This window comes from Arthrobacter sp. FW306-1B-F12A, assembly GCF_058781865.1.
Window position 1 is genome coordinate 1 of record NZ_JBYSXD010000058.1, and the last position, 26,093, is coordinate 26,093.

The window sequence follows — 26,093 nt, forward strand, 5'->3', positions numbered from 1 at the left end:
GTGCCCCGCCCGCCCCAGGCTCTCGGGGTGCGCTTCCGTGACGCTGTGGCCCAGCCCGGCCAGCAATTCCACGGTTTCCTCGAACACCCCTAGGTAGTCCGGATGCACTTGTTGCCCGGAGTTGGGCGTCGCGGTTGCGGCGATGCGAAGCTTTCCAGGAGCAGTTCCGGCCTCAAGCAGGAATGGCCGGGCCTGGGGCGGCGCCCAATATGGATCGCCGGGCGACTGACCGGCCGTCGCGTCAAGGAGCGCCGCCGAATCACGAACGCTCCGCGTCAGCGCATGTTCGACGGCGAATCCCCCGGCCACGTCGCCATACTCCGGGCCCATGGGAACCCGTCCGCGGGTCGGCTTGAACCCGAAAACCCCACACCAGGCGGCCGGGTAGCGCAGGGATCCGCCAAGATCGTTCCCGTGCGCCATGGGGACCATTCCAGAGGCGACGGCGGCGGCGGACCCGCCACTGGAGCCGCTGGTGGACAGCCCCAGGTCCCAAGGGTTTCGGGTGGCACCATGCAAGGCCGGCTCGCAGTGCGGGCTGAGCCCGAATTCCGGTGTGTTGGTCTTCCCCAGGATCGCAAGTCCGGCGTGGCGGTACCGGCGGGCAAGTTCCTGGTCCTGGCTTGAGACGTTGTCCTTCAACCAGCGGGAGCCTTCGTTGAAGGGAGCTCCGGCGATCTCGAGGGAGAGGTCCTTCACCAGGAAGGGAACCCCGGGAAACAGTGCGTCAGGGGCCGGGTCGACTGCTCCGGGCTCCATGTGCGCGACGATGCAATGCAGGACCGGATCGATCTCGCGGATACGGTCGCGGCCGGCGTCGAGCAGTTCGCCCGGCGAGATCGCGCCGCTCTGCACCAGTTCTGCCTGCCCGACGGCGTCCGTCCAGCGGAGCTCCTCGTCCATGGCTCATTTTAGGACCGGTCGGCCGGGGCCGCTAGGCGCGAGCCGCGTCCCGTCAGGCGCGAGCCGCGTCCCGTCAGGCGCGAGCCGCGTCCCGTCAGGCGCGAGCCGCGTCCCCTAGCCGCGGGAAATCTCGATCATGTCCTCGCGCGGGACCACCTTGATGCGTTCGCGTACGACGCCGGCGTCCGGGTTTTCGGCGGTCCATGCGGCACCGAGGGCTAGTTCGTGCGCATCGAGCTTGTTCCAGCCTTCCCAGGTGGTGTACTCGATGCCCCGCTCTTCCAGGAGGTTGATGATGGCCTGCGGGTCCGGGTTTTCGGCCGGGGGCAGGGTGAGGCGGTCCTCCAGGAGGCAGCCGATGGTTTCCAGTGCATCGCCCTTGGTGTGCCCGATCAAGCCGACGGGTCCGCGCTTGATCCAGCCAGTTGCGTAGATACCGGGCACCGGCTTGCCGTCGGCGTCCAGCACCCGTCCGCCGTCGTTGGGAATGACGCCGCGGCGGGCATCGTACTCAAGCTCGTCCAGCGGCGATCCGTGGTAGCCGATGGCGCGGTAGACCGCTTGGATCGGATAGTCCACGAACTCGCCGGTGCCCTTGACGTTGCCCGTGCCGTCCAGTTTCATGCGCTCGAACTTGATACTGGAGACTTTCCCGGAGCCGTCTTCGGAAACGATCTCCACCGGGCTGTGCAGGAAGTGCAGGTGCAGGCGGCGGGACGAGGGCTGCTCGGCTTCGGCATGTTCTTCGACGAGCCAGTTGGTCAGCGTGTTGACCATGGTCTTGATCTGGTTGTTGCTGCGGATGGCCTCGTCCGAGGCTTCGTCAAACTCGAAATCTTCCGGGTACAGCACAATGTCCACGTCGTTGGAGTGCGAGAGTTCGCGCAGCTCCAGCGGAGTGAACTTGATCTGAGCGGGGCCACGGCGTCCGAAGACGTGCACATCCGTGACCGGGGAGGCCTTGAGGGCGGCATAGACGTTGTCCGGGATTTCAGTCACCAGGAGGTCGTCGGCGTGCTTGGAGAGCATGCGGGCCACGTCCAGCGCCACGTTGCCGTTGCCGATGACCGCCACTTCCTTGGCATCCAGCGGCCATTCGCGGGGCACGTCGGGGTGTCCGTCGTACCAGGAGACGAAGTCGGCGCCGCCGAAGGAGCCTTCCAGTTCGATTCCCGGGATGTTCAGGTCCGCGTCCTTGATGGCCCCCGTGGAGAAGATCACCGCGTCGTAGAACGAGCGGAAGTCGTGCAGGGTGAGGTCGCGGCCGTACGTCACGTTGCCAAGGAAGCGGATGTCTCCGCGGTCCAGGACCTTGTGAAGCGCATTGACGATGCCCTTGATGCGGGGGTGGTCAGGGGCTACGCCATAGCGGATCAGGCCGTACGGCGCAGGGTATGCCTCGAAGAGGTCGATGCTGACCTCGACCTCGCCGTCCTTGACCTCGTTCGATTTGGTCAGGATATCCGCGGCGTACACGCCGGCCGGTCCTGCGCCGACGATGGCGACGCGCAACGGACGTTTTGAGGTGGTTTCGGCCGAGTTGGACACCGTGAACCCTTCTGAGACGGGAATCCGCCCCGCGTGGTGGGGCGCGCAGTTTCCAATTCTAGTTCTCAGTTGCGGCCGGAGTGTCAGTACGTGGCGCGAGGTGACACAACGGGGCGAGGAAACTCACAATAACTTTCCGGCCGTACGGTCAGGAATACCTCCGCAACATGTGATGTTCTTGACTTTGTGTCTACGCCCGAGCAAACCGCGCCCGCCCCGTCCGCCACCCCCGCTTCGAATGCTGCAAGTGCAGCTTCCGCCGCTGCCACGGCTAAGAAGGAGACGACGGCGGGCGTCGTCTTCGGTATCGGGGCGTACGGTCTGTGGGGGCTGCTTCCGCTCTACTTCCTGGTGCTGCACCCCGCCGGAGCGGTGGAAATCGTCGCCAACCGGGTGGTGTGGTCGCTCATTTTCTGCGCCCTGCTCATCACCCTCACCCGGACATGGCGCCTCCTCGGCAACGCCTTCAGGGACCGGGCGGTCCTTGGCCCGCTCGCCATCGCTGCCGGGCTCATCGCCATCAACTGGCTGACCTACACTTTCGGCGTTACCACCGGCCACGCGGTCGAAGCCTCGCTCGGCTATTTCATCAACCCGCTCGTGTCGGTCCTTCTTGGGGTGTTCGTCCTGAAGGAAAAGCTCCGCCCGCTCCAGTGGGCCGCCGTCGGGATCGGCTTCATCGCCGTCGGGGTCCTGACGGTCTCCTATGGCAAGCTGCCGTGGATCGCCCTGGTCCTGGCGTTCAGCTTTGGACTCTACGGATTCGTGAAGAAGCGCGTGGGGCCGAAGGTCAATGCCATCACGAGCCTCACGGTGGAGACTGTTGTCCTCGCTCCGATCGCCGGCGCCACCATGATTGTCCTCGGCCTCACGGGAGCCGGAACATTGGGAAGCAACGGCCCGGGCCATTTCTGGCTTTTGGCGGCTTCGGGCATCATCACGGCCGTGCCGCTCCTGTTCTTCGGTGCCTCCGCACGCCGACTGCCCATGACCACCATCGGCCTGCTGCAGTACTTCGCGCCGGTCCTCCAGTTCATCGTGGCCCTGGCCGTCTTCCACGAGGCCATGACGCCGGATCGCTGGGTGGGCTTCGGCATCGTGTGGCTGGCCCTGCTGCTCCTGACCCTCGACATGCTGCGCACGGCACGCAAGAACTCGGTCATCAGGAAAAGCGCACGCCTCAGCGCAGCTTAGTCCGCTTCCCTGCCTGGCGCCCATACCGGACATGCCCCTCGTTAAACGCCAAGGATGGACATAGTCAGACTATGTCCATCCTTGGTGCGTAGAGGTGGGCATGTCCACCTGAAGGTTTGCGGCTAAGCGTTGGCCTTGATGGCCGCTGCCAGTACCTCAAGGCCGTCCAGGAGCAGTTCGTCGCTGATCACCAGCGGCGGCAGCAGACGGATCACGTTGCCGTAGGTACCGCAGGTCAGGATGATGACGCCTTCCTGGAGGCACGCCGCGGCAACGGCCTTGGTCAGTTCAGCGTTCGGCTCCTTGGAACCGGCCTGGACCAATTCGATCGCCAGCATGGCACCGCGTCCACGGACATCGCCGATGACCCCACCTGCAGAAGGATCAGCCGCGAGTTCGCGCAAGCGGCCGAGTGCGACTTCCTCGATGTGGCGGGCGCGGGCGTTGAGATCGTGCTGCTCCATGGTGCCGATCGCCGCAAGGGCTGCGGCACAAGCAACCGGGTTGCCACCGTAGGTGCCGCCCAGGCCGCCCGGGTGGACGGCGTCGAGCAGGTCCGCGCGGCCGGTGATCGCGGACAGCGGGAGACCGCCGGCGATGCCCTTGGCCATGGTGATGATGTCCGGGACAACGCCCTCGTGGTTGACGGCGAACCATTCACCCGTGCGGCAGAAACCGGACTGGACCTCGTCGGCAATGAAGACGATGCCCTTTTCCTTGGCCCATGCGGACAGTGCTGGCAGGAAGCCTTCAGCGGGAACGATGAAGCCGCCCTCGCCCTGGATCGGCTCGATGATGATCGCGGCAACCTGGTCGCCGCCGATCTGCTTCTCGATCATGGTGATGGCGCGCTTGGCGGCCTCCGCACCGGTGATCTCCGGGTTTTCCTCGCGGAACGGGTAGCTCATCGGCATGCGGTAGACCTCGGGCGCGAACGGTCCGAAGTTGGTCTTGTACGGCATGGCCTTGGCGGTGAGTGCCATGGTGAGGTTGGTGCGGCCGTGGTAGGCGTGGTCGAAAGCGACGACGGCGTCACGGCCGGTTGCCAGGCGTGCCACCTTGACGGCGTTCTCCACTGCCTCGGCGCCGGAGTTGAAGAGCACGGTGCGCTTCTCGTGGTCGCCCGGGGTAAGGCGGTTCAGCTGCTCGGCGACGGCGACATAGCCCTCGTACGGGGTGACCATGAAGCACGTGTGGGTGAAGTGCGCTGCAGCGTCCTGGACGGCGGCGACGACGGCGGGGTCCGAGGCGCCGACGCTCGTCACCGCGATGCCGGAGCCGAGGTCGATGAAGGAGTTGCCGTCGACGTCGCGGATGATGCCGCCGTCGGCGTCCTCAACGTAAACCGGCACGCCCGAGGACACGCCGGCGGCGACGACGGCCGCGCGGCGCTCGTTCAGGGCCTGGGACTTGGGGCCGGGGAACGCGCCGTTGAGGCTGCGCTTCTGGTCCAGGCGGTAGGTGATTTCATGTGCTGTTGCGGTCATGATGGTTCTTTCTTTCTTATGCTTGCCGTGTTTGGGCGTCGGGCGTTGCGCCTGAGTCAGGCATCTGAGTCATGCGTCCAGCGCACTCATCACGTGCTTGATGCGCGTGTAGTCCTCGACGCCGTACATGGACAGGTCCTTGCCATAGCCGGACTGCTTGAAGCCGCCGTGCGGCATCTCAGCAGTCAGCAGGATGTGCGTGTTGATCCAGACCGCGCCGAAGTCCAGGTCGCGGCTCATCCGCATGGCGGTGCCGTGGTCCGTGGTCCAGACGCTGGAAGCCAGGGCGTATTCGACGTCGTTGGCCAGCTCGAGTGCCTCGGCCTCCGTGGTGAACTTCTGGACGGTGATGACGGGGCCGAAGGTTTCCTTCTGGACGACGTCGTCAGTCTGCTTGGCGCCGGTGATGATGGTCGGCTCGAAGAAGAAGCCCTTGTCACCCGCACGGTGGCCGCCGGTTTCGATCTTGCAGTTGGCCGGAAGGTGCTCCACCACCGAGTTCACGGCGTTGAAGTGGTTCACGTTGTTGAGCGGGCCGAAGTAGTTCTCGTCGTCGTTCTGCGAACCGGTGTGCAGCGTCTTGGTGTGCTCCACCATGGCGGCAACCATGTCGTCGTGGATGGAGTCCTCGATCAGCACACGGGTGATGGCCGTGCAGTCCTGGCCGGCGTTGAAGAAGGCGAATTCGGCGATGGCGGCTGCGCTCTTCTTGATATCGGCATCCTTGAAGACGATGGCCGGGGCCTTGCCGCCGAGCTCCAAGTGGGCACGCTTGAGGCCCTTGGCCGCTCCACTGGCTACGGCAATGCCGGCGCGGACGGAACCGGTGATCGAGACGAGGCCCGGGACCTTGTGCTCAACCATCATGGAGCCCGTGGCCCCGTTGCCGAGGACCACGTTGAGGACGCCGGCCGGGAAGATCTCCCCCGCAAGACGTGCCAGGACCAAGGTGGATTCCGGAGTGGTGTCGGAGGGCTTGAGGACAACGGTGTTGCCTGCTGCGAGGGCGGGGCCGATCTTCCAGATGCCCATGAGGAACGGGTAGTTCCACGGTGCAACCTGGGCCACGACGCCGATCGGTTCGCGGCGGACGTACGAGGTGTGACCCTCGAAGTACTCGCCGGCGGACTTGCCTTCCATGATGCGCGCGGCGCCCGCGAAGAAACGGAGCTGGTCTGCGCCGGCGGCAACTTCCTCGGACGCGATGAGGGCGCGGACCTGGCCCGTGTTTCGGTGCTGTGCCTCGACGAGCTCGTCGCTGTTGGCTTCGATGGCATCAGCGAGCTTGAGCAGCATGAGCTGGCGCTGGCCAGGCGTGACATGCTTCCAGGACTTAAAGGCTTCCTTCGCCGCGTTCATGGCAGCATCGACGTCGGCCGCGGTGGAGATAGGCGCGTGGGCGACAATCTCCCCGTTGGTGGGGTTCACGATGTCGAGCAGTTCGGTGCCTGCCGGCGTGACGAACTCGCCGTTGATGAAGTTCTGCAAGGTTTGGACCACGGTGTACAACCTCTTTCGGTGTCTAGGCATTGGTTGCAGCTGCTCCGAGCCTATGCCAGCACCCCCCGGCGCGGAATAGTCAGGTGCACACCCCGACTCCCCCGACTTAGTGCGAATGACCAGTGCGGGGATATCCTTTTGGCATGGCAATGTCAATCGCCGCGCTCGTCGCCGTCCCCTCCCTTCGGCTCCGCAAAGCCGGCCTCGCGGAAACCACCTGGAACGAAGATATCCGCTGGGTGGCCGTGACCGAGCAGGAGGATCCCCAGCGCTTCCTCAACGGCGGCGAGTTGATCCTGACCACCGGGCTCCGGCTCAACGGGGCCGCTGAACAACGCCGCTTCGTGCGCCAGGTCCAGCGCGCGGGAGCAGTCGGCATCGGTTTCGGCACCGGGCTGACCCACGAAGCCGTGCCCCCCGCCCTCGTTGCGGAAGCGAACCGCTGGGGGCTGCCCCTCGTGGAAGTCCCGTACGAGACCCCGTTCATTGCCATCGGCAAACTCGTGGCCGATTCCCAATCCGCCGACCACTACTCCAAGCTGGAGCGCCTTATCGCCGGCCACCAGATCCTGGCCCGGGCCCTGCTGACCGGTGGCGGGCTCGGGGAATTGCTCAAGCAATTGGGCAGCATGCTCCGGTCCGACATCGCACTCACCCAGTTCAGCGCGCAGCTCTACAACAGCGTGGCCGGCAACCCCGCGCCGACGGCCGACGACTGGGCATCCTTCCCCATCCCGACAGGACGCCGCGACGCCTGCACCCTCTGGATCAAGCAACCCTTCGGCGACACCGGGATTGTCAGTTATGCGCAGAACCTGATCAGCGTGGAGCTCAACAACATGGTCAAACAGCGCCAGAGCCAGCGGGCCTTGGCGGGCCAGGTGCTTGACGATGTCATCCACGGAACCCTGGACACCGTCGAGGGCGCCCGCCGCCTGGCCGGCGTCGGAATCAACAGCACCCGCAAGAACGTGGTGCTCCTGGTGGTCTCCGCCGCCCACCACAAACAGCTCAGCAGCACATCGCTGCCGCAGTCGCTCGACGGCGGGGTGACCGCCGTCGTCGGGAAGGACCTGGTGACGGTAGTGCCCGACGACGGCAGTTCCGCGAGCGCGCTCGCCAAGGACCTCAGCGATCACCTGTTGGAAGCGGGAATCCACGCAGTGATCGGGATCGGCGGCGCGTACACCAAGCCGAACGGCGTGCGCTGGAGCTATTTCGAAGCGCGCGACGCCGTGGCGCACGGTTTGCCGGTCAACGAACCTGAGCGGCTCAGCCTGACCTCTCTGTTGCTCGCGAGCGAGGACGTGCCGTTGGCGGACATGGCCAGCGAAGCGCTCACTCCCCTGCGCAAGTTCGACGCCACGCACGGCTCCGAGCTCGTTTCGACCCTTGAGAGCTACCTCAACCACAACGGCTCGGTGGCCGCCGTCGCCGAAGCCCTGACTTTGCACCGCAATACGGTGCGCTACCGCTTGGCGCAAATCACCGACCTCACCGGCTACGACCCCGCCCAGACGCCGGACCGCGTGCAGCTGTGGCTTGCCCTCGCGGTGCAGCGGCTGGGTGCCCGCAACCCGCGCTAAGGTCCCCTGCCGCCGTCGGCCAGCCCAACTAGCTCGCAGTTGATGTCGTTTTCGGGGCTGAATACGACATTAAGTGCGAGTCAGTTGGGCTCCTGCGCAGCGTGGAGAGATTCACCACAAAACTTCCCGCATCAAACGTCAAACGTCTAACCTTTAAGCATGGCCTCGACTCACCCGACTCCCCACGCAACGGAAGCAACAACTGTGCCCACCAGCGGCGGTACGGTGGCGCCGAAATCCCGGGTGGTCGCCGTCGTCGGGATCGTCGCCGTCATCCTGATCGGCCTGAACCTGCGCGCCGGCATCACCAGCGCGGCGGCGCTGTTCCACGATTTGCAGGCGTTCCTCGGCTACGGGGCGCTCGTCGCGTCGATTCTTCCGTCGATCCCCTTGCTGTGCTTCGCCGTGGCAGGGCTGGGAACCTCGTGGCTGTCGCGCCGGATCGGCGTCGAGAAGTCCATCCTCGTTGCGCTGGCCATGCTGGCCGCCGGACTCCTCGTCCGCAGCATCCCCGCGACCGGCGCCCTCCTCGCCGGGACCGTGCTGGCGATGTCCGGCCTGGCGGTGTGCAACGTGGCCATGCCGTCGTACATCCGCGAGCACTATGCAAGCAAGACGTCCATGATGACCGGCCTCTACACCTTCACGATGTCCGCAGGTGCCACCTTCGCGGCAGCGGTCAGCGTCCCCTTGGCCCAACAGCTGGGCTCGCCCTCGATGGGCCTGGCCGCATGGGGACTCCTTGGCGTCGCCGCACTTCTTGGCTTCCTCCCGATGGTCCTCCACACCCATCGCACTTCACGGAAGGCCAGCCAGGAGCACGTGTCGATGTGGCCCCTCCTGCGCACCCGGCTGGGATTCCTCATCACTTCCATCTTCACGTTGCAGGCCCTCCTGGCGTATGCCGTGATGAGCTGGTTTGCCTACATCCTGACGAGCCAAGGACTGAGCGCTTCCGAGAGCGGCCTCCAGTTCGGGCTCATGCAGCTGGTTTCGGTGGCAGCGGGCATGATCCTGCTGGCCATCGGCTCGCGGCCCGGCATGATGCGCCCCGCCCTGTACCTGGGTAGCGGGACCACCCTCCTGGCAATCCCCGCAATGCTGTTGCTCCCGACGTCGTTCGCCGCGGTTCCCGCCGTGATGTTCGGTTTCGGGCTGGGCATCTTCCCCCTGGTCCTGGTGATCATCAGCCGCAGCGGGCGTACGACGGCGGAGACCACCGCCATGTCCACCGTCGCCCAGTCCGTGGGGTACTTGATTGCGGCTTGGGGTCCGTTCGGCATGGGCCTGCTCCATAGCGCCACCGGTGCTTGGACGCTCCCCTTGGCGCTCCTTGCCGCGGTTGCCCTGGCCCTCATGGTCACCTGCCACCAGTTGACCAGCAAGCGGACGCCGATCAAGGCCGGGCCAAGGCCTGTCGCATGAGCCTCACACCTTCGCACCGGCCCGTCCTGGCCGATGAGGTCACCCGCCAGCTGCGCACCATGATCCAGTCCGGGGAGTGGCCCCTGCAGGAGAAGATCCCGGCCGAGCCGGAACTCATGGCCTCGCTCGGAGTCTCGCGCGGGACGCTCCGCGAAGCCATCAAAGCTTTGGCGCACAGCGGCATGTTGGAGGTTCGCCGCGGCGACGGAACCTATGTCCGGGCCACCAGCGAGATCTCCGGCGCGGCCCAACGAATGTACAAGGAACACACGCAGGAGCACGTGGTCGAGGTCCGGGTGGGGCTGGACACCCAGGCCGCCCGACTGGCCACGAAGCACGCCACGGCCGAGGACATCGCCGCAATGCGCGCCCTCCTCCAAGTACGCCACGACGCATGGCTCGCGGCCGACTACCCCGCTTGGGCCCGGGCGGACTGGGATTTCCACGAACGGGTGGCCCTGGCTTCGGGCAACCCGCTGCTGCACCAGTTGTATGTGTCTTTCGGCGGGGTCTTCCACGACGATCTCCTGCGCCAACAGCGCAAGGCCGGCTTCAACGGCATCCCCCACGAGGGCCACGACGAGCTCGCCGACGCCATCGAGGCACGCGACGAGGCCGCCGCCGTCGCGAGCGTTTACCGCAACCTGGACTTCGCCGCGGAATGGCTCACGCACTGACCCTCGCTCACACATGGCTGGTTTTTCCCCGACGCTCGCTCACATCTGACCGGCTTTTCCCCGACGCCCGCTCACATCTATCGCGGTTTTGACCGACGCCCGCTCACATCATGTGAGCGGGCGTCTATATGAAACACCCCAAAGGTGAGCGGGGGTTTCACGAAAAGCCGTCATAGCTGAGCGAGCGTCCGCAGTGGCCCGGGCATCTAGGCCGGAGCGGCGCTCACCAGCTCGACGCCGGCATGAGCCGCCTCGCGGAAGAGTGCGTCGATGAGCACTACGCTGCGGCCGGCACGATGCAGCAGGCTTGCGGCGACGCTGGCCCGGTAGCCGGAAGTGCAATGCACCCAGATCCTTGAGTCCGGCAGTTCGTCCAGCCGAAGCAAAAGCTCGTGCAGCGGAACATTCACGGCCCCGAGCACATGGGAGGCGGAAAATTCCTCGGTTCGGCGCACGTCCAGAACTGTTTCACCGGAAGCCCGGTCCCGCTCCAGCCCCGCCCAGTCGGTGATCGGATATTGCACCAAAGCAGTGGCTGGTGCAAGAGCCCCAGGATCGTCGCCGACAGCTGCATCCGGGGAGTCGATTCCGATCCTCGCGAGGTCGCGGATTGCCTTTTCGACGTCGTCATGGGCACCTAGCAGGGTCAGCGGCTGGTTCCACGGCAGGACCCAACCGAGGTAGCTCGTGAAGCTCGAGCCTGTCCCGTATTCAAAGGCGACACTGCCGCGCAGGTGGCTCGCGGCGAATGCGACCCGGTTGCGCAGGTCCACCACCCATTCCCCTGCCTCGAGCCTGCGCTCCAATTCCGCGGACTCCACCGATTCCGGCACCTGGAGCGTCGCGGGGCCCGGGCCTAAGGCATTGAGCGGGCTCATGTGCGCGTAGTAGCTCGGGTAGGCCGTGATATTCGCCAGGAGGTGCCGGACAAAATGGTCTTCGTCCGGGTCGGTGAGCGCATGGTTGGTGGCGGCCTGCTCTCCGATTGTCGATGCGGCGATCCTGCTCGCGGGACCGATGGAGCAGAACGAACCGAAGCCATGGGTGGGATACAGGATCGCGTCCGGTGCTGCCTCGGCAACAAGCCGCCGAACCGAGGCGTATTGGTCACGCGCCAGTCCGGCGGTGTCATCCGGGCCAATCAAATCGGTCCGGCCCACCGAACCGTACAGCAGGCTGCCACCGGAGAACACCGCTTGCCGGACGCCCGCCCCTGGATCGGGGTCCGAAACAATATAGGCCAGATGCGTGTGCGTATGGCCCGGCGTGGCCACCGGTTTGACGGAAAGCCTACCTACAGCGAACGCCTGCCCCGGAACAATCGGTTCATGTTGGAAAGCCACCTTGTCCGCGGCATTCACCAAGTAGCGGGCGTCGTGATCACGGGCAAGGATGAGGCCACCCGTGAGGTAGTCGTTGTGGAGGTGGGTCTCAGCGACATGCGTGATGGCAACCCCCGCAGCACGAGCTGCTGTTTCGACGCGGTCGGTATCCCGCTGGGGGTCGATCACGAAAGCCACAGTGCCGTCATGAACGAGGTAGCTGCGGTCCCCCAATTGGGTCGTTTCGACGACGACGACGTCCATGCGGAGAGTCTAACCCCGATAAAGAACAACGCGGGGTCACTTAACGCCCATTCCGATGCCCCGGATGGGCGCTAAGTGACCCCGCGTTGCTTGGGCCCCAGTTGTAGAACTAGACCTGTGCAGCCACGCCGTCGCGGGAAATGTCCACCATGTCCTCACGCGGCACAACCTTGATGCGTTCGCGCTTGACCTCGACGCCGTGCGACGTGCCGGCCTCGGAAGCGGCGGCACCCAACGCGAGCTCGTGGGCGTCGAGGGCCAGCCAACCTTCCCAGCTGGTGAACTTCACGCCGCGGGCGTCCAGGAGCTCGACGACGGCGTCCGCCTCGGGAACGGCGGCCAGCGGCAGGTTTTCGCGGTCTTCCAAGAGGTACGTGACCGTCTCCAGTGCGTCACCCTTGGTGTGGCCAATGAGCCCGATGGGTCCACGCTTGATCCAACCCGTTGCGTACAAGCCCGGAACGTGCTCGCCGGAAGCGTCCAGGACACGGCCGCCGTCGTTCGCAACGACCCCGCGGCGGTGGTCGAACTCGACGTCCGGCAGCGCGGAACCGAAGTAGCCGATGGCGCGGTATACGGCCTGGACCGGGTAGTCGACGATCTCGCCGGTACCGCGCGCGTTGCCGGTTCCGTCCAGTTCGGTGCGCTCGAACTTGATCGCGGCTACCTTGCCGGGAGTCTCCGCGGAGTCCACGATCTCCACCGGGCTGTGCAGGAAGTGCAGGTGCAGCCGGCGGGAGGCCTTGAGTTCGGAAAGGTCCTCGGGCTGCTCGGCGATCCAGTTGGTGAGGGTGCCTACCATGGTCTTGGTCTGGTTGTTCGTCTGGATCTGGCGGTCAGACTCGTCGTCGAACTCGAAGTCCTCGGCGTAGAGGATGATGTCCACGTCCTTGGAGTGGGACAATTCGCGGAGCTCCAGCGGGGTGAACTTCACCTGTGCCGGACCGCGACGGCCGAAGACGTGGACATCGGTGACCGGGGAAGCCTTGAGGCCGGCATAGACGTTGTCCGGAATTTCGGTGACCAGGAGGTCGTCGGCGTGCTTGGAGAGGACACGGGCCACGTCCAGTGCGACGTTGCCGTTGCCGAGCACGGCCACGGATGTGGCGTCGAGCGGCCATTCGCGGGAAACGTCGGGGTGGCCGTCGTACCAGGAGACGAAGTCGGCGCCGCCGAAGGAACCTTCCAGCTCGATGCCCGGAATGTTCAGGTCCGCGTCCTTGATGGCGCCGGTGGCGAAGATGACGGCGTCGTAGTGCGTGCGCAGGTCTTCGATGGAGATGTCAGTGCCGTAGTCGACGTTGCCGAAGAAGCGGATGTCGCCGCGGTCCAGGACCTTGTGCAAGGCGTTCACGATGCCCTTGATGCGGGGGTGGTCCGGTGCAACGCCATAGCGGATCAGGCCGTAGGGGGCCGGGTAGCGGTCGAAGAGGTCGATGCTGACCGTCAGCTCGCCGCTCTTGACGGCCTCGCTCTTGGTCAGGATGTCAGCTGCGTAGACGCCGGCCGGGCCGGAGCCGACGACGGCGACGCGCAGCGGACGTGCGGCGGTTCCTACGGTGGTGCTAGATGACACGGCTGTGTTCCTTTTCAGTGTGCAACGGGGCTAAGGGGTAACGACGCGGGGCTTGTTGGGGGTCAGGGTGCTGTAGTCAGCGGTCTTGAAATGTTCGGGGGCAAACGGGCTGACACGCACCACATCGCCGATCACAATCACTGCGGGATTTGCGACGCCGGCGGCCTCGGCTTGATCGGCAATCGTCGCCAAAGTGCCGATCGTGACGCGCTGTTCGGGCATGTAGCCGTTCTCTACGATACCTACCGGCGTGTCCAAGGGCATTCCGGAGTCCGCGAGGGCAGCGGCGGATTCGCGGAGTTTGGCTACACCCATGAGCAGGATCACGGTGTGGTCGGGGCGGGCCGGGACCTCGGACAGTTCCTCGTGGCCGGTCACCACGCTGAAACCCTTTGCGAGTCCACGGTGCGTCACGGGAATGCCCGCTGCGGCCGGCACTGAGATCGCCGAGGTCACACCGGGAACAACTTCAACCTCGACGCCGTTCTGCCGGCAGAATTCGGCTTCCTCGCCGCCGCGGCCCAGGACGTAGGGGTCGCCGCCTTTGAGCCGCACCACACGGTGGCCGGCAAGGGCTTCCTCCACCAGGATCCGGTTGATCTCCAGTTGCGGCACGGGGTGGTGGCCGGGGGTCTTGCCGACCTCGATCACGCGGACGTCCGGAGCAAGTTCCTGCAGCAAGTCGCGCGGTCCGAGGCGGTCCGCGACGACGACGTCGGCCTGGCCCAGGAGGCGACGGCCGCGGACAGTGATAAGTCCCAAGTCACCGGGACCGCCACCCACGAGCGCGACGCTTCCGGTGGACGCACGACGACGGCGGAGCGGGAGGTCTCCCGTTTCCAGCGCGGTGGCAACTGCGTCGCGCAGGGCCATGGCGCGGCGAGGGTCTCCCCCGGCGTTGATGGCGATCTTCACGTCGTCGACGACGGCGACGGCGGGGGTCCAGGCCGCCGAGGATTCGTGGTCCGAGGCGTTGACGCACCAGATGCGCTGCGCCTCGGCGTCGGCTGCTACCTGGGCGTCCACAGCGGCAACGCCGGTGGCCGTCTGGACGAACCAGGCGCCGTCGACGTCGGAGGAAAGGTAAGTGCGCGGCTCCCAGGTGAGCAGGCCGGAGGCGGCGAGTTCGCGGAGCGCGTCAGAGGCAACGGGGGCCACCACGGTCACCCGGGCGCCGGCGTCGAGGAGCCCCTTGGCGCGTCGGGCAGCCACGGGTCCGCCGCCCACCACCAGCACCGGGCGGCCAAGCAGCCGCAGGGCTGTGGGGTAGATGTCCTGTATTGCCATGAAAAAACTGTAGGGCCGGGCCGTAACATGCTTCAAAGGTCCGGAAACACCAGTTCACGCTAGGTAACCCGGCGTCACATTACGCCTGCGGGGTGGATGCCTCCCAGCCGATCGCGGGAGCGACGTATTTGGCGATGTTGCCCAGCAGCTTGGCGTTGTATTCCACCCCGAGTTGGTTGGGTACCGTGACCAGCACCGTGTCAGCAGCCTGGACTGCGGCGTCCTGCGCCAGATCCTCGGCCAAGGCATCGGGCGCGCCGACGTAGCTCTTGCCGAACCGCGACAACGCACCGTCGAGCATGCCCACTTGGTCCCGGTTTTCCACCTGGGCGCGGAGCCCGAAATAGTGTTCGTCCTCGGCGTCCACCACGGGAATGATGCTGCGGCTCACTGAGACGCGCGGCTCAAAACCGTGTCCGGCTGCCGCCCAGGCCTCCCTGAACATGCTGATCTGTTCGGCCTGGAGCTGGTCGAAGGGAACCCCGGTGTCCTCGGTGAGGAGCGTGGAACTCATGAGGTTCATGCCTTGTTCCGCGGCCCACACGTCGGTTTTGCGGGTGCCGGCGCCCCACCAGATGCGTCGCGGCAGCCCGGACGACGTCGGCTGGATCGGCAGGAGCCCGCGTCCGCCGCCCATGAAGGAGGGATCGGCTTCGGCCACTCCATGGCCTGCGATCGCGTGCCGGAATACGGCGGTGTGGCGGCGGGCCATCGCGGAGTCGTCCTCACCCTCGGCAGGCGCATAGCCAAAGTACCGGGCGCCGTGCAGGGCCGGCTCGGGCGAACCACGGCTGATGCCCAATTGGAGCCTGCCTTGGCTGATGAGGTCCGTGGCCGCGGCTTCTTCTGCCATGTACAGCGGGTTTTCGTAGCGCATGTCGATCACGCCCGTGCCCATCTCGATCATGCTGGTCCGGGCCGCGATGGCCGCCAACAAGGGGAACGGCGAGGCCTGCTGGCGCGCAAAGTGGTGCACCCGGAAGAAGGCGCCGTTGATGCCGAGTTCCTCCGCCGCAACCGCTAGGTCGATCCCTTGGAGCAAGGCGTCGCCGGCCGAAGGAGTGCGCGAGCCTTGGACTGGACCCCAATGGCCGAAGGAAAGAAAACCGATTCGTTTCATGCCCGCGTCAACCACGGGACAAGCCGGGGAATTCCTTAGCGCGTGTTCCCCGCGCCGTAGCGCGTGTTCCCCGCCAGTTAGCGCGTGCTGCCCGCGAGCAGGCCACGGCGCAGCAGGAGGCGGCGCTCAATCGGCGCGAACACGACAAGTTCGATCAGGATGCCCACAAAGAGGATCGCCAGGATCGCGGACATGACCGTGGCCATATCGGACAAGGTGCGGCCCTGGTCCAGGAGCGAACCGAGTCCGAAGCCGATGGTGCCGCCCACCGCGATGATTTCGGCGGCCATGAGCGAGCGCCAAGAGAACGCCCAGCCCTGCTTGAGCCCGCCGAGGTACCCGGGGAGGGCCGCGGGCAGGACGATCTGCAATGCCATCTGGAGTCGCGAGGCCCCGAGGACCTTGCCAACGCTGCGGTATTGCGGCGGGATCTGGTCCACGCCGGAAATCAACCCGTTGATGATGGACGGGATGGCACCCATCAGGACGACGAAGTACACGGTGCCGTCCGAGAGCCCGAACCAAATGATTGCCGCTGGAACCCACGCCACCGACGGGAGGACCTGGAGCCCTGAAATGAGGGGTCCGAAGGCACGGCGCAGCGGCTGCACCTGTGCGAGGAGCAGGCCCACCGGGGTGGCGACGGCGACGCTGATGAGGAAGCCGATCACGCCGCGCTGAAGGGAGGTCCAGACGGCTTCCTGGGCTTTGCCTTCGGCCCAGAGGGAACCGAACTGGCTCAGGACGTCGAGCGGTCCGGGAACCTGGTCGCGGCGCTTGAAACCGAGGGAGACATAGAACTGCCACGCCAGGATGAGGACCAGAAGTGCCGCAATCGGGAGGATGATCCGGGTCCAGTCGATGCGCGCCTTGCGGTGGGCATCCGACTGCAGCTTGTCCAGTCCGGCCTCGAGGTCACGGAGTTCGTCCGGGTTTCCCTTCAGGGACGGCGAGGTGATGTGGCGGGACTGTGGAGCTTGCTCGGCGGTGTCTCCTTCGGCAAGCCGGGTCTCTTGTTCAATTGGCATGGCGGCGGATCTCCTCGCGCAGGCGGCGGGTAATGGTTCCAGTCAGTTCCCCGGCACGGCCGGCGTCGGTCCGGTGTTCCTCGGTGACGTTCCACTCGGCCACGACCCGCCCCGGACGGGAGGACAGCAGCAGGACCCGCTGGCCGAGCCTGACGGCTTCGCGCACGTTGTGCGTCACGAACACGATGGTGCGGCCAGTTTCCTTCCAGATCCGCTCGAGCTCGTCGTGCAGAAGGTCGCGCGTGATGGCGTCGAGGGCAGCGAACGGTTCGTCCATGAGCAACAACTGCCGGTCCTGGGCCAAGGCGCGGGCGAGTGCGACGCGTTGCCGCATGCCGCCGGAGAGTTCGTGCGGGCGTTTGTCCCCCGCGCCACCCAAATGGACGAGGTCCAACAGCTCGCCTGCGCGGGCAGCACGCGACGCCTTGCTCTGGCTGCCGGACTTGTCGGCGAGCTTCAGCGCGAGTTCGATGTTGCCGCGCGCAGTGAGCCACGGGAACAGCGCCGAATCCTGGAACATGAAGGCGGCGCCGTCGCTGGGCACCTCCAAAGCGCCCGACGTCGGCTGGTCCAGCCCCGCGAGGATGTTCAGCAGGGTGGATTTGCCGCAGCCGGACGCACCGAGCAGGGCGACGAACTCGCCTTGCTGGATGGTGGCGTTGACGTCGTCCAGCACCGGGGCGCCGTCGCCGAAGCGTTTACCCAGGTGTTCCAGTACGACTGGCATGGTCCCGTCCTTCGTTTGTTGCTTGTTGTTTCCCAACTAGCTCGCAGTTGTTGTCGTTATGAGCCGTCAAAACGACAATTAATGCGAGCTAGTTGGGCCGGTCGGTTCAGTCTTGGCCCAGTCCTGCGGCCGAGGTCTTCTGCCCGGTCACGCTGTTGAGGGCGCGGAGGTCGAAGATGCCGTTGATGTCGGCCGGTTTGGTGATGCCGGCGTCGACGCCGTCCTGAAGCAGCTTCTTGTAGGTTCCGGCGAGCGGGTCCACGGTGAAGGTGATGTTCTTCAAGGAGCGGTCGATGACGTCGGCCGGCAGCGTGCTGCCCGCGGTCGCCTTCAGCGCTGCGTTGATTGCGGTGGCCTTGTCGGCCGCCGAAGCGCTGTTGAGCCAGTTGACGGAGGCTTCGTGGCCCTGGAGCAATGCCGTCACGGTCTGCGGGTGTTCGGCAGCGAACTTCTTGCTCACGATCAGGATCGTGGTGGGGAACGCACCCTTGTCCCACAGATCCTTCTCGTCCACCAGGACCTTGCCGCCGGCCTGGAGCACCAGACGCGAGGCCCACGGCTCAGGCAACCACGCGCCGTCGAGCTTTCCGTCCTGGAAGAGCTTGAGGGTCTGGGCGTTGTCCGTCGGGTTGATGGCGACGTCGCCGCCGCCGTTCGGGTTGGTCTTCAGGCCCTGCTTGCCCAGCCAGGCGCGCAGTGCCACGTCCTGGGTGCCGCCGAGCTGCGGGGAGGCCAGGGTCTTGCCCTTGAGGTCCGCGGCGGTGTTGATGCCTGGCTTGACTACCAGCTGCGCGCCGCCGGAGGCTGCGCCCGCGATGATGCTGATGGACGCGCCCTTGCTCTGGACGAAGGAGTTGATGGCCGGGTTCGGGCCAAGGTAGGCGGCGTCGATCGCGCCGGCGTTCAGGGCCTCAACCGCGGCGGGCCCTGCGTTGAAGATCTGGGTGGTGAGCTTGGTGCTGCCCAGCTTGCCGGCGATGATGCCCTTGCTCACGCCGACGAGTGCGGGGGCGTGGGTGACGTTGCCGAAGTAGCCCAGCTTGAGTTCCGCGGCGGGCGTCGTTGCAGCCGCGGCCTGGGTTTCGTTGTTCTTCGCGACAACCGATGCGACGGCGGCGCCGGCACCGATCAGCAGGACGAGCCCGACGGCGATGCCGATCTCGAGCGTGCGGCGGCGCTTGGGCTTGCTGGTTTCGCCGGCGACGATGCGCGTGGTTCCCGGGTTCGAGCCGGGCGGCGTGGGTTCTGGGGTGTTTGACATGGGGAAATCCTTGGGATGCGTTGCGGAAGGGGCAGAGCGTGTATCAGGCCCTGCGACATCGCCCCGAACGGGCGGGCAAGGACCAATCCGATGAGGTCATGGATTCACCATAGGGACTGTCATATTTGCCGTTCAACGACCCGGAAACCCGGGGTCACGCACGTTCATGCGGCGTCACAATTCGGCTCGCCCCAATGCAAAAAACCGCAGCTTGTTTCCCACCCCAAGCCTTGAAGGCCGGGTTTGGGAAACAAGCTGCGGTTCCGGTCATCGAGAACGTCAGATGACGTAACGTTCGTCCTCATGGTCGCCCGGGTGGTCCTTCACCAAGCCGGCCGCGAGCGTGTTGCCGTCCACGGGATCGATCACCAGGAACGCGCCCGTGCGGCGGTGGTGCAGGTAGTTCTCCAAGGGCAACGGCGCGGCCAGTCGAAGCTGGGCGTTACCGATGTCGTTCAGCTCAAGGCTGGAAGCAGCCTCGACGTTGAACGTGGCCAGGTCCAGCTTGCCCGTCACATTGCGGACCAACGCCTGGACGGTGCGGGTCCCGTGCTTCACGAGCACCTTGGCACCTTCGCGCAACGGCTTCGGCGAAAGCCAGCACAGCGCGGCGTACAGGTCGGCCGAGCTCTCGCGCACCGTCCCTGCTGCGGCAATGGTGTCACCGCGGGCGATGTCGATTTCATCGGCCAGGCGGATCGCCACGGACTGCGGAGCAGTGGCCTCGGCGAGCTCGCTGCCGGCGAAGTCGATCCCGGTCACGGTGGTGATCCTGGGCTCGTGGCCCGGGCTCAGGACAGTGACCTTTTCGCCAAGCTTCACGGTCCCCTCCGTGATCTGGCCGGCGTAGGCGCGGTAGTCGCGGTACGCCTCGACGTCGAGCCCTGCGGCTACGGCGTCGGGAGCCAGCGCGCCCTGCGGGCGGATGACCAGCTGGACCGGGAAGCGGAAGCTCTCCAGGTGGCTTTCGAGCTCATCGGCGGCCGGAAGGGTTTCCAGGACTTCGAGCAGAGCCGGGCCGCTGTACCAGGGGGTGCGGTCCGAGCGGTCCACGACGTTGTCGCCGTCGAGCGCCGATACCGGGATGACCGCGACGTCGGCAATCCCATCGCTGCCCAAGCCAAGCTCGCGGGCAACCTTCTGCACGTCCGTCTCGATCTCGCGGAAGACCGACTCGCTGAAGTCCACGAGGTCGATCTTGTTCACGGCGACGATTACGTGCGCCACGCGCAGCAACTGCAGCACCGACAAGTGGCGGCGGGTCTGCTCCAGGACTCCCTTGCGGGCGTCAATGAGTACGACGACGGCATCCGCAGTGGATGCGCCCGTCACCGTGTTCTTGGTGTACTGAACGTGGCCGGGGCAGTCCGCGAGGATGAAGCTGCGGCGGTCGGTGGCGAAGTAGCGGTAGGCGACATCGATGGTGATGCCCTGTTCCCGCTCGGCGCGAAGGCCGTCGGTCAGGAGGGCAAGGTCGATGGCCTGGCTGCCGGTGGCGCCGGCTCCGCCGAAGCCACGGTCGGCAGAGGTGCGGGCGACGGCGTCGAGCTGGTCCGCGAGGATCGCCTTGGAATCGTGAAGGAGGCGGCCCACCAGGGTGGACTTGCCGTCGTCGACGGATCCAGCGGTGGCGAAGCGGAACAGCGTGGATTCGCGCAGGCCGGTCTCCAGGAGTGCGGTTTCGGTGCTCATTAGAAGTAGCCGTCCTTCTTGCGGTCTTCCATGGCTGCCTCGGAGATGCGGTCATCTGCACGGGTGGCGCCACGTTCGGTGAGTGTGGATGCGGCAACTTCAACGACGACGTCGGCAACCGTGCGGGCGTCGGAAACGACCGCGCCGGTGCAGGACATGTCGCCCACAGTGCGGTAGCGGACTAGCTTGGTGACGACTTCCTCGTGCGGAAGCGGCATGGAAACCTCGCCGACTGCGCGCCACATACCGTCGCGTTCGTAGACCTCGCGCTCGTGGGCGTAATAAAGGCCGGGCAGCTCAATGCCTTCGCGCTCGATGTAGCGCCACACGTCCAGCTCGGTCCAGTTGCTGATGGGGAACGCCCGGACGTGCTGGCCCACGGTGTGGCGGCCGTTGTACAGGTTCCACAGTTCGGGGCGCTGGTTACGGGGGTCCCACTGGCCGAACTCGTCGCGCAGGCTCAGGATGCGCTCCTTGGCACGGGCCTTGTCCTCGTCGCGACGTCCGCCGCCGAAAACGGCGTCGAACTTGTTGCGCTGGATGGCGTCCAGGAGCGGCACGGTCTGCAGCGGGTTGCGGGTACCATCGGCACGCTCGGCAAGTTCGCCACGGTCGATGAACTCCTGCACGGAACCCACCACGAGCTTCAGGCCCAGACGCTCCACCGTGCGGTCGCGGAAGTCGATGACCTCGGGGAAGTTATGGCCGGTGTCCACGTGCAGCACGGGGAACGGAACCTTGCCAGGCCAGAACGCCTTGGTGGCCAGGTGCAGCATGACCACGGAATCCTTGCCGCCGGAGAACAGCAGCGCAGGCTTCTCGAACTCGGCAACAACCTCGCGGATGATATGGATGGCCTCGGACTCGAGGGTGTCCAAAGACGAGAGGCGGGCCGACCGCAGAGCCTGGGCGGCAGTCGGCGTCTCAGCAGCGTCGGTTTCCAGCACAGACAGCTCCAGGTCCTCGTTGGTGATTTGGGTACTCATACGTGTAGTCCGCATTCTGTCTTGTCGGTTCCTGCCCAGCGGCCGGAGCGGGGGTCCGCTCCCGGGGCCACTTTGCGGGTGCAGGGCTGGCATCCGATGGACGGGTAGCCCTGGCTCAGGAGGGGGTTGACGGGAAGGATGTTGTCTTCGGAGTACTGGACCAACTGGTCAAAGCTCCAGTCGGCCATCGGGTTGACCTTGACCAATCCGTTGGCCTCGTCCCAGGTGATCAGCGGGGTGTTGGTCCGGGTGGGTGCCTCGTCGCGGCGGACTCCGGTGAACCAGACTTCGTAGCCGGCGAGGGTCCGGCGCAGCGGCTGGACCTTGCGGAGCGCGCAGCACTGGGCGGCGTCACGGGCAAACAGGTCCTTGCCGAGGAGGCGGTCCTGCTGCTCCACGGTGTTCTCGGGGAGCACGTCCACGATGTTCACGCGCAGGTTAGCGGCGACTTCGTCCCGCGTGGCGTGGGTTTCCGGGAAGTGGTAGCCGGTCTCCAGGAAGAGGACGTCGACGCCGGGAAACTGGTCCGCGACCAGGGCCGGCAGCACGGCGTCGGCCATGGAGCAGGCCACGGCGACGGCGGGCAGTTCGAAGTTGCGGGCAACCCAGGCGATGACGTCGCGGGCGGGCGCGTTCCAGCCGAGCTCGGCGGCACCGGATTCGGCGAGGGCCTTGAGTTCGTCGTGGGAACGGAGGGAGGTGCTGGTGGTCACTGGAGATCTCCTTCATCTGCGGAGTGTGCCCATTCGGCGAAGGTCTGGCCTTCGGCACGGTCGGCCACGAACTTCCGGACTACCCGCTCTACGTAATCGGGCAGGTCCTCGACGTAAACCTTGAGGCCGCGCACGGTGCGTCCGAGGCCTGCTTCTTCGCGGTTGGAGGAAGCCAGCCCGCCACCAAGGTGAACCTGGAAGCCCGGGGTGGGGTCGCCGTCGGGCGTTGGCAGCATCATGCCCTTGAGCCCGATGTCCGCGGTCTGGATGCGGGCGCAGGAGTTGGGGCAGCCGTTGATGTGCAGGGACAGGGCCTGCGGCAGCTGACCGCTGTCCGCGAGGTCGGCCAGGCGGCGTTCCAGCTCGGCGACGGCGGTGGCTGCAGTGACCTTGGTTTCCACGATGGCGAGCTTGCAGAACTCGATGCCGGTGCAGGCGATGGTGCCGCGGCGGAACACGGACGGGCGGGCGGAGAGGCCGAGGGTGTCCAGTTCGGCGACGAGCGGTTCCACCTGCTCCTTGGCGACGTCCAGCACAACGATCTTCTGGTGCGGCGTGGTGCGCAGGCGGAAGGAGCCGCGGGCTTCGAGGGTGTCCGCGAGCTTCACGAGCTGGCTGCCGGAGAGACGACCGGCCAAGGGTGTGGCTCCGATGAAGAACTTGCCGTCCTTCTGCTCGTGGATGCCGACGTGGTCGCCGGGCGTCGAGGGCTTGGGCGCTGCGGGGCCGTCGGAAAGCTTGAAGCCGAGGTATTCGTCTTCCAGGATCTGGCGGAACTTTTCGGGACCCCAGTCGGCCATGAGGAACTTCAGGCGTGCCTTGGTGCGCATGCGGCGGTAACCGTAGTCGCGGAAGATACTGGTGACGCCGAGCCACACTTCGGCGGCTTGCTCAGGCTTCACGAACGCGCCGAGGCGCTTGGCGAGCATGGGGTTGGTGGACAGCGCGCCGCCTACCCAGAGGTCATAGCCGACGCCGAGTTCGGGGTGGACCATGCCGACCAGGCCGAAGTCGTTGATCTCGTGGACCACGTCCTGCGAGGGGTGGCCGGTAATGGCGGTCTTGTATTTGCGCGGCAGGTTGGCGAGCTCGGGGTCGCCGATGAAGCGCTCCGCGAGTTCGTGGATCAGCGGCGTAGGGTCGATGATCTCGTCCTTGGCGATGCCGGCAACCGGGGAGCCCAGGATGACACGCGGCACGTCGCCGCAGGCCTCGGTGGTGGACAGGCCGACGGATTCGAGGCGGCGCCAGATTTCCGGAACGTCCTCCACCCGGATCCAGTGCAGCTGGATGTTCTGGCGGTCCGTCAGGTCGGCGCTGCCACGGGCGAAGTCCACGGAGATCTGGCCGATGACGCGCAACTGCTCGGTGGTGAGCGCACCGCCGTCGATCCTCACACGGAGCATGAAGTACTTGTCCTCAAGCTCGTGCGGCTCAAGCGTGGCGGTCTTGCCGCCGTCGATCCCGGGCTTGCGCTGGGTGTAGAGGCCCCACCAGCGGAAACGGCCGTGCAAGTCCGTGCCGTCGATCGAGTCGAAGCCGTGCTTGGAGTAGACAGACTCGATACGCTCGCGGACGTTGAGCCCGTTGTCTTCCTGCTTCCAGGTCTCGTTGGCGTTGAGCGGCGCAGTGCCATCAACCTTCCACTGGCCATGGGGTTTAGCGGCAGGACGGGCGGTGCGGGCCGGGCGCTTGGGTGCAGCCTCGTCCGCAGACGCTCCGGCTAGAGCTGTATCAGTCATGCATCGACTGTAGGGCTGGCCAGAGAGGCGTAACAAAGGTCCGGGAAACGGAAAGTCACCTAGGGAAACATTTCGTCACGAACCGCCGTCGGGCCTTGTTCAGCTGGCCGCGCTGTGCATTCGACATGCCCGCTCAGGAGCGAGCGGCAACCACCGCGTCGTAGCGTTCCAAGGCGATCTCCGCGAGCACCGGAGAGGGCAGCAGCGGTGCCGTCACGACGTCGGCGCCGGCCTTGGACAGCTGGTCGTGGAAGTAGCCCGTGGCCAGCAGATACGAGGAGACCACCACCCGGCCGCCGTCGTCGGTGACTTCCGCGCCGGTGACTTCCGCGCCGGTAAGTTCGGCGCGGAGGGCCGCGACGCCGTCGGGCACGTTCGGCTCGGCACTCGCGCCATAGGCGACGCGCACCTTGTTCGGCAGCAACTCGGCGAGCTGGCGCGCCTGCTCTTCCGAATCGACGGAACCGTCCGGCAGCGACGAGCCCGCGGCGGCGAGCAGGACGCCGTCGCCCTCGCCGAGGCCGGCGTCCCGCAACCGTGCCGCGAGCAGTTCCGCGAGGCGCGGATCCGGCCCCAGCGGCGGCGCGGCGGTCACCTCGGGGCGAGACTTGATCGCCTTGGGGATGTCCACCTTGACGTGGTAGCCGGTGCTGAGCAGCAAAGGAACGACGACGGCGGGCGTGCCTTCCGGGAGCCCGGCCACCACGCCGCCCAACTCGGGCTCCTGGACGTCTACGTAGGCCTCGACGACGGTCAGGCCGGGGCGCAAGGCCTCAATCTCGGCCATGACCTGGCGGATAGCGGCCTGCCCTTCGACGTTCCGGGTTCCATGGGCGCACGCGATCAAGACGGGGCTGTTCATGCGTGCAAGCGTAACGTTGGGCGAGCATGATCGCCCGTCTGTGAACGAAGAATGGAGCTGCATTTGTTCACTTTTGACCTTGCGCTGGTATGGCTGGATCTGGCCGGCGTCTTCTTTTTCGCCGTGTCCGGATCCTTGCTCGCGGCCAAGAAGCAGTTCGACATCATCGGCTCGCTCCTCTTGGCTTCGCTGGTCGGCCTGGGCGGCGGCGTCATCCGAGACATCGTCATCAATGCCGGCCCGCCCGCGGCGTTCACCAACCCGGTGTACCTGCTGCCACCCTTGTTGGCCGCGGGGCTGGTGTACTTCCTGTTTTCGAGCATCCAGCGCTTCACGTCCCTCTTGACACTGTTCGACGCCGGCGGGCTGGCCTTGTTCTGCATCACGGGGACGCTCAAGGCACTGGCCGCCGGGATGAATCCGGTGGCTGCGATCTTGTTGGGAGTCACCACGGCTGTGGGCGGCGGCTTGCTCCGCGACATCACAGCCAACGAAATTCCCACCCTCTTCAACGCACGGGATCTCTACGCCCTGCCGGCCCTCACGGGGGCCGCCCTGACCGCACTGCTCTGGAACATCGGCGCCTTCAATGGACTGACGGCGGCCTTGGTTGCCGGCTGGGTTTTCGCCTTCCGGGTGGTGGCTTGGCGGCGTGGTTGGCGGGTGCCCCTCGCGGTCCGGGGATGGCACCGCGCCGGGGTGTCCCCGGGCGCCGATTCACGTGGCCGCGATTAGCTAGGATGGGAGCATGACTGACATGTTCCTCGAGAAGTTCCGCGCGCTTGTACCGAAGTATCTCGAGGACGAATGGCAGGAAGAAGACGGGCTGTCCGCCGCTGAGCTGGACGAGGCCCTGTCCGCCCACTCGTTCACCATTCCCATGGTGCTGCGCGAGTTCTACCTCGCCCTCGGTGGTTGCGAGGACCTCATGGAGGCCTACCACTACTTCTGGGACCCCGAAGAGCTCGAAGTGGACGACGAAGGTTTCCTCATGTTCTTGGAGGACGAGGAAGAGCAGTTCACTTGGGGCTTCCGCGTAGGCGACCTCGGCGTCCCGGATCCCATCGTGTGGCGCCGCAACAACGCCCGCGGCCAATGGAAATCCGAAGAAGGCACGTTCTCCGAGTTCGTGTTCGACATGTTCGACTGGGCCTTCAGCGACGAAGACTAGGGGTTGCGCCGGGGCCGCGGGG

Annotated in this window: 22 protein-coding genes; 6 read left to right on the plus strand and 16 right to left on the minus strand. The window is 66.0% G+C overall.

Annotated features, from left to right (window positions below):
• On the minus strand, nucleotides 1–903 hold a 903-nt coding region (locus AC3WJU_RS19930; protein WP_492260663.1), incomplete at its 3' end, for an amidase.
• A gap of 114 nt (nucleotides 904–1,017) precedes the next feature.
• Nucleotides 1,018–2,451, minus strand: coding sequence for an FAD-dependent oxidoreductase (locus AC3WJU_RS19935; protein ID WP_284990973.1), 1,434 nt, complete (start codon nucleotides 2,449–2,451; stop codon nucleotides 1,018–1,020).
• Nucleotides 2,452–2,637: 186 nt separating this feature from the next.
• On the opposite strand from AC3WJU_RS19935, the gene rarD reads away from it, so the two are divergent.
• The gene (rarD, locus tag AC3WJU_RS19940) at nucleotides 2,638–3,645 is read left to right on the plus strand and encodes an EamA family transporter RarD (RefSeq protein ID WP_284990972.1); all 1,008 of its coding nucleotides are present in this window, start codon (nucleotides 2,638–2,640) and stop codon (nucleotides 3,643–3,645) included.
• Nucleotides 3,646–3,767: 122 nt separating this feature from the next.
• Here rarD and gabT read toward each other — a convergent pair whose 3' ends face one another.
• A complete protein-coding gene (gabT, locus tag AC3WJU_RS19945) occupies nucleotides 3,768–5,132 on the minus strand; it encodes a 4-aminobutyrate--2-oxoglutarate transaminase (RefSeq protein WP_284990971.1) in 1,365 nt (454 codons plus the stop codon).
• Between the two features lie 69 nt (nucleotides 5,133–5,201).
• On the minus strand, nucleotides 5,202–6,632 hold the full coding sequence (locus AC3WJU_RS19950; RefSeq protein ID WP_059387244.1) for a gamma-aminobutyraldehyde dehydrogenase: 1,431 nt from the start codon (nucleotides 6,630–6,632) through the stop codon (nucleotides 5,202–5,204).
• Nucleotides 6,633–6,775: 143 nt separating this feature from the next.
• Here AC3WJU_RS19950 and AC3WJU_RS19955 point away from each other — a divergent pair, with 143 nt between their 5' ends.
• The 3 genes from AC3WJU_RS19955 to AC3WJU_RS19965 all read left to right on the plus strand — a co-directional run bounded on the left by AC3WJU_RS19955 (nucleotide 6,776) and on the right by AC3WJU_RS19965 (nucleotide 10,320).
• Nucleotides 6,776–8,218, plus strand: coding sequence for a PucR family transcriptional regulator (locus AC3WJU_RS19955; RefSeq protein WP_284990969.1), 1,443 nt, complete (start codon nucleotides 6,776–6,778; stop codon nucleotides 8,216–8,218).
• 159 nt (nucleotides 8,219–8,377) lie between these two features.
• Nucleotides 8,378–9,643, plus strand: coding sequence for an MFS transporter (locus AC3WJU_RS19960; protein WP_441438164.1), 1,266 nt, complete (start codon nucleotides 8,378–8,380; stop codon nucleotides 9,641–9,643).
• Nucleotides 9,640–10,320 (plus strand): FadR/GntR family transcriptional regulator, encoded by a 681-nt coding sequence (locus AC3WJU_RS19965; protein WP_059387243.1) that lies wholly within the window; start codon nucleotides 9,640–9,642, stop codon nucleotides 10,318–10,320. The genes AC3WJU_RS19960 and AC3WJU_RS19965 overlap by 4 nt, the downstream gene beginning before the upstream one ends.
• A 206-nt stretch (nucleotides 10,321–10,526) precedes the next feature.
• On the opposite strand, the gene AC3WJU_RS19970 is transcribed toward AC3WJU_RS19965, so the two are convergent.
• The 12 genes from AC3WJU_RS19970 to AC3WJU_RS20025 all read right to left on the minus strand — a co-directional run bounded on the left by AC3WJU_RS19970 (nucleotide 10,527) and on the right by AC3WJU_RS20025 (nucleotide 24,900).
• Nucleotides 10,527–11,906 (minus strand): rhodanese-like domain-containing protein, encoded by a 1,380-nt coding sequence (locus tag AC3WJU_RS19970; protein WP_492260664.1) that lies wholly within the window; start codon nucleotides 11,904–11,906, stop codon nucleotides 10,527–10,529.
• A gap of 109 nt (nucleotides 11,907–12,015) precedes the next feature.
• Complete coding sequence (locus AC3WJU_RS19975) at nucleotides 12,016–13,482, minus strand: FAD-dependent oxidoreductase (protein ID WP_307052448.1); 1,467 nt, start codon at nucleotides 13,480–13,482, stop codon at nucleotides 12,016–12,018.
• Nucleotides 13,483–13,512: 30 nt separating this feature from the next.
• Nucleotides 13,513–14,769, minus strand: a complete 1,257-nt coding sequence (gene cobA, locus AC3WJU_RS19980) for a uroporphyrinogen-III C-methyltransferase (protein WP_492260665.1) — start codon at nucleotides 14,767–14,769, stop codon at nucleotides 13,513–13,515.
• 79 nt (nucleotides 14,770–14,848) lie between these two features.
• Nucleotides 14,849–15,889: an LLM class flavin-dependent oxidoreductase gene (locus AC3WJU_RS19985; protein ID WP_492260666.1), complete on the minus strand. Its 1,041-nt coding sequence runs from the start codon at nucleotides 15,887–15,889 to the stop codon at nucleotides 14,849–14,851.
• A gap of 77 nt (nucleotides 15,890–15,966) precedes the next feature.
• A complete protein-coding gene (locus tag AC3WJU_RS19990) occupies nucleotides 15,967–16,917 on the minus strand; it encodes an ABC transporter permease (RefSeq protein WP_084784265.1) in 951 nt (316 codons plus the stop codon).
• Nucleotides 16,907–17,644, minus strand: coding sequence for an ABC transporter ATP-binding protein (locus AC3WJU_RS19995; protein WP_307053605.1), 738 nt, complete (start codon nucleotides 17,642–17,644; stop codon nucleotides 16,907–16,909). Before AC3WJU_RS19995 ends, AC3WJU_RS19990 begins: the two co-directional genes overlap by 11 nt.
• Nucleotides 17,645–17,750: 106 nt before the next feature.
• Nucleotides 17,751–18,905, minus strand: coding sequence for an ABC transporter substrate-binding protein (locus AC3WJU_RS20000; RefSeq protein ID WP_284990960.1), 1,155 nt, complete (start codon nucleotides 18,903–18,905; stop codon nucleotides 17,751–17,753).
• 279 nt (nucleotides 18,906–19,184) lie between these two features.
• A complete protein-coding gene (locus tag AC3WJU_RS20005; RefSeq protein WP_492260667.1) occupies nucleotides 19,185–20,597 on the minus strand; it encodes a sulfate adenylyltransferase subunit 1 in 1,413 nt (470 codons plus the stop codon).
• Entirely contained in the window at nucleotides 20,597–21,583 is a 987-nt protein-coding gene (gene cysD, locus AC3WJU_RS20010; RefSeq protein WP_492260668.1) for a sulfate adenylyltransferase subunit CysD, read from the minus strand. The genes AC3WJU_RS20005 and cysD overlap by 1 nt, the downstream gene beginning before the upstream one ends.
• Nucleotides 21,580–22,296 (minus strand): phosphoadenylyl-sulfate reductase, encoded by a 717-nt coding sequence (locus AC3WJU_RS20015; protein ID WP_366176283.1) that lies wholly within the window; start codon nucleotides 22,294–22,296, stop codon nucleotides 21,580–21,582. Before AC3WJU_RS20015 ends, cysD begins: the two co-directional genes overlap by 4 nt.
• Nucleotides 22,293–24,038, minus strand: a complete 1,746-nt coding sequence (locus AC3WJU_RS20020; protein ID WP_284990956.1) for a nitrite/sulfite reductase — start codon at nucleotides 24,036–24,038, stop codon at nucleotides 22,293–22,295. The genes AC3WJU_RS20015 and AC3WJU_RS20020 overlap by 4 nt, the downstream gene beginning before the upstream one ends.
• Before the next feature lie 133 nt (nucleotides 24,039–24,171).
• Nucleotides 24,172–24,900 (minus strand): sirohydrochlorin chelatase, encoded by a 729-nt coding sequence (locus AC3WJU_RS20025; RefSeq protein ID WP_492260669.1) that lies wholly within the window; start codon nucleotides 24,898–24,900, stop codon nucleotides 24,172–24,174.
• Between the two features lie 63 nt (nucleotides 24,901–24,963).
• Here AC3WJU_RS20025 and AC3WJU_RS20030 point away from each other — a divergent pair, with 63 nt between their 5' ends.
• Nucleotides 24,964–25,635 carry a trimeric intracellular cation channel family protein gene (locus AC3WJU_RS20030; RefSeq protein WP_492260670.1) on the plus strand — a complete coding sequence of 224 codons (672 nt, stop codon included), beginning with the start codon at nucleotides 24,964–24,966 and terminating at the stop codon, nucleotides 25,633–25,635.
• 13 nt (nucleotides 25,636–25,648) lie between these two features.
• Nucleotides 25,649–26,071 carry a hypothetical protein gene (locus AC3WJU_RS20035; RefSeq protein WP_059387238.1) on the plus strand — a complete coding sequence of 141 codons (423 nt, stop codon included), beginning with the start codon at nucleotides 25,649–25,651 and terminating at the stop codon, nucleotides 26,069–26,071.
• Nucleotides 26,072–26,093: the final 22 nt, after the last annotated feature.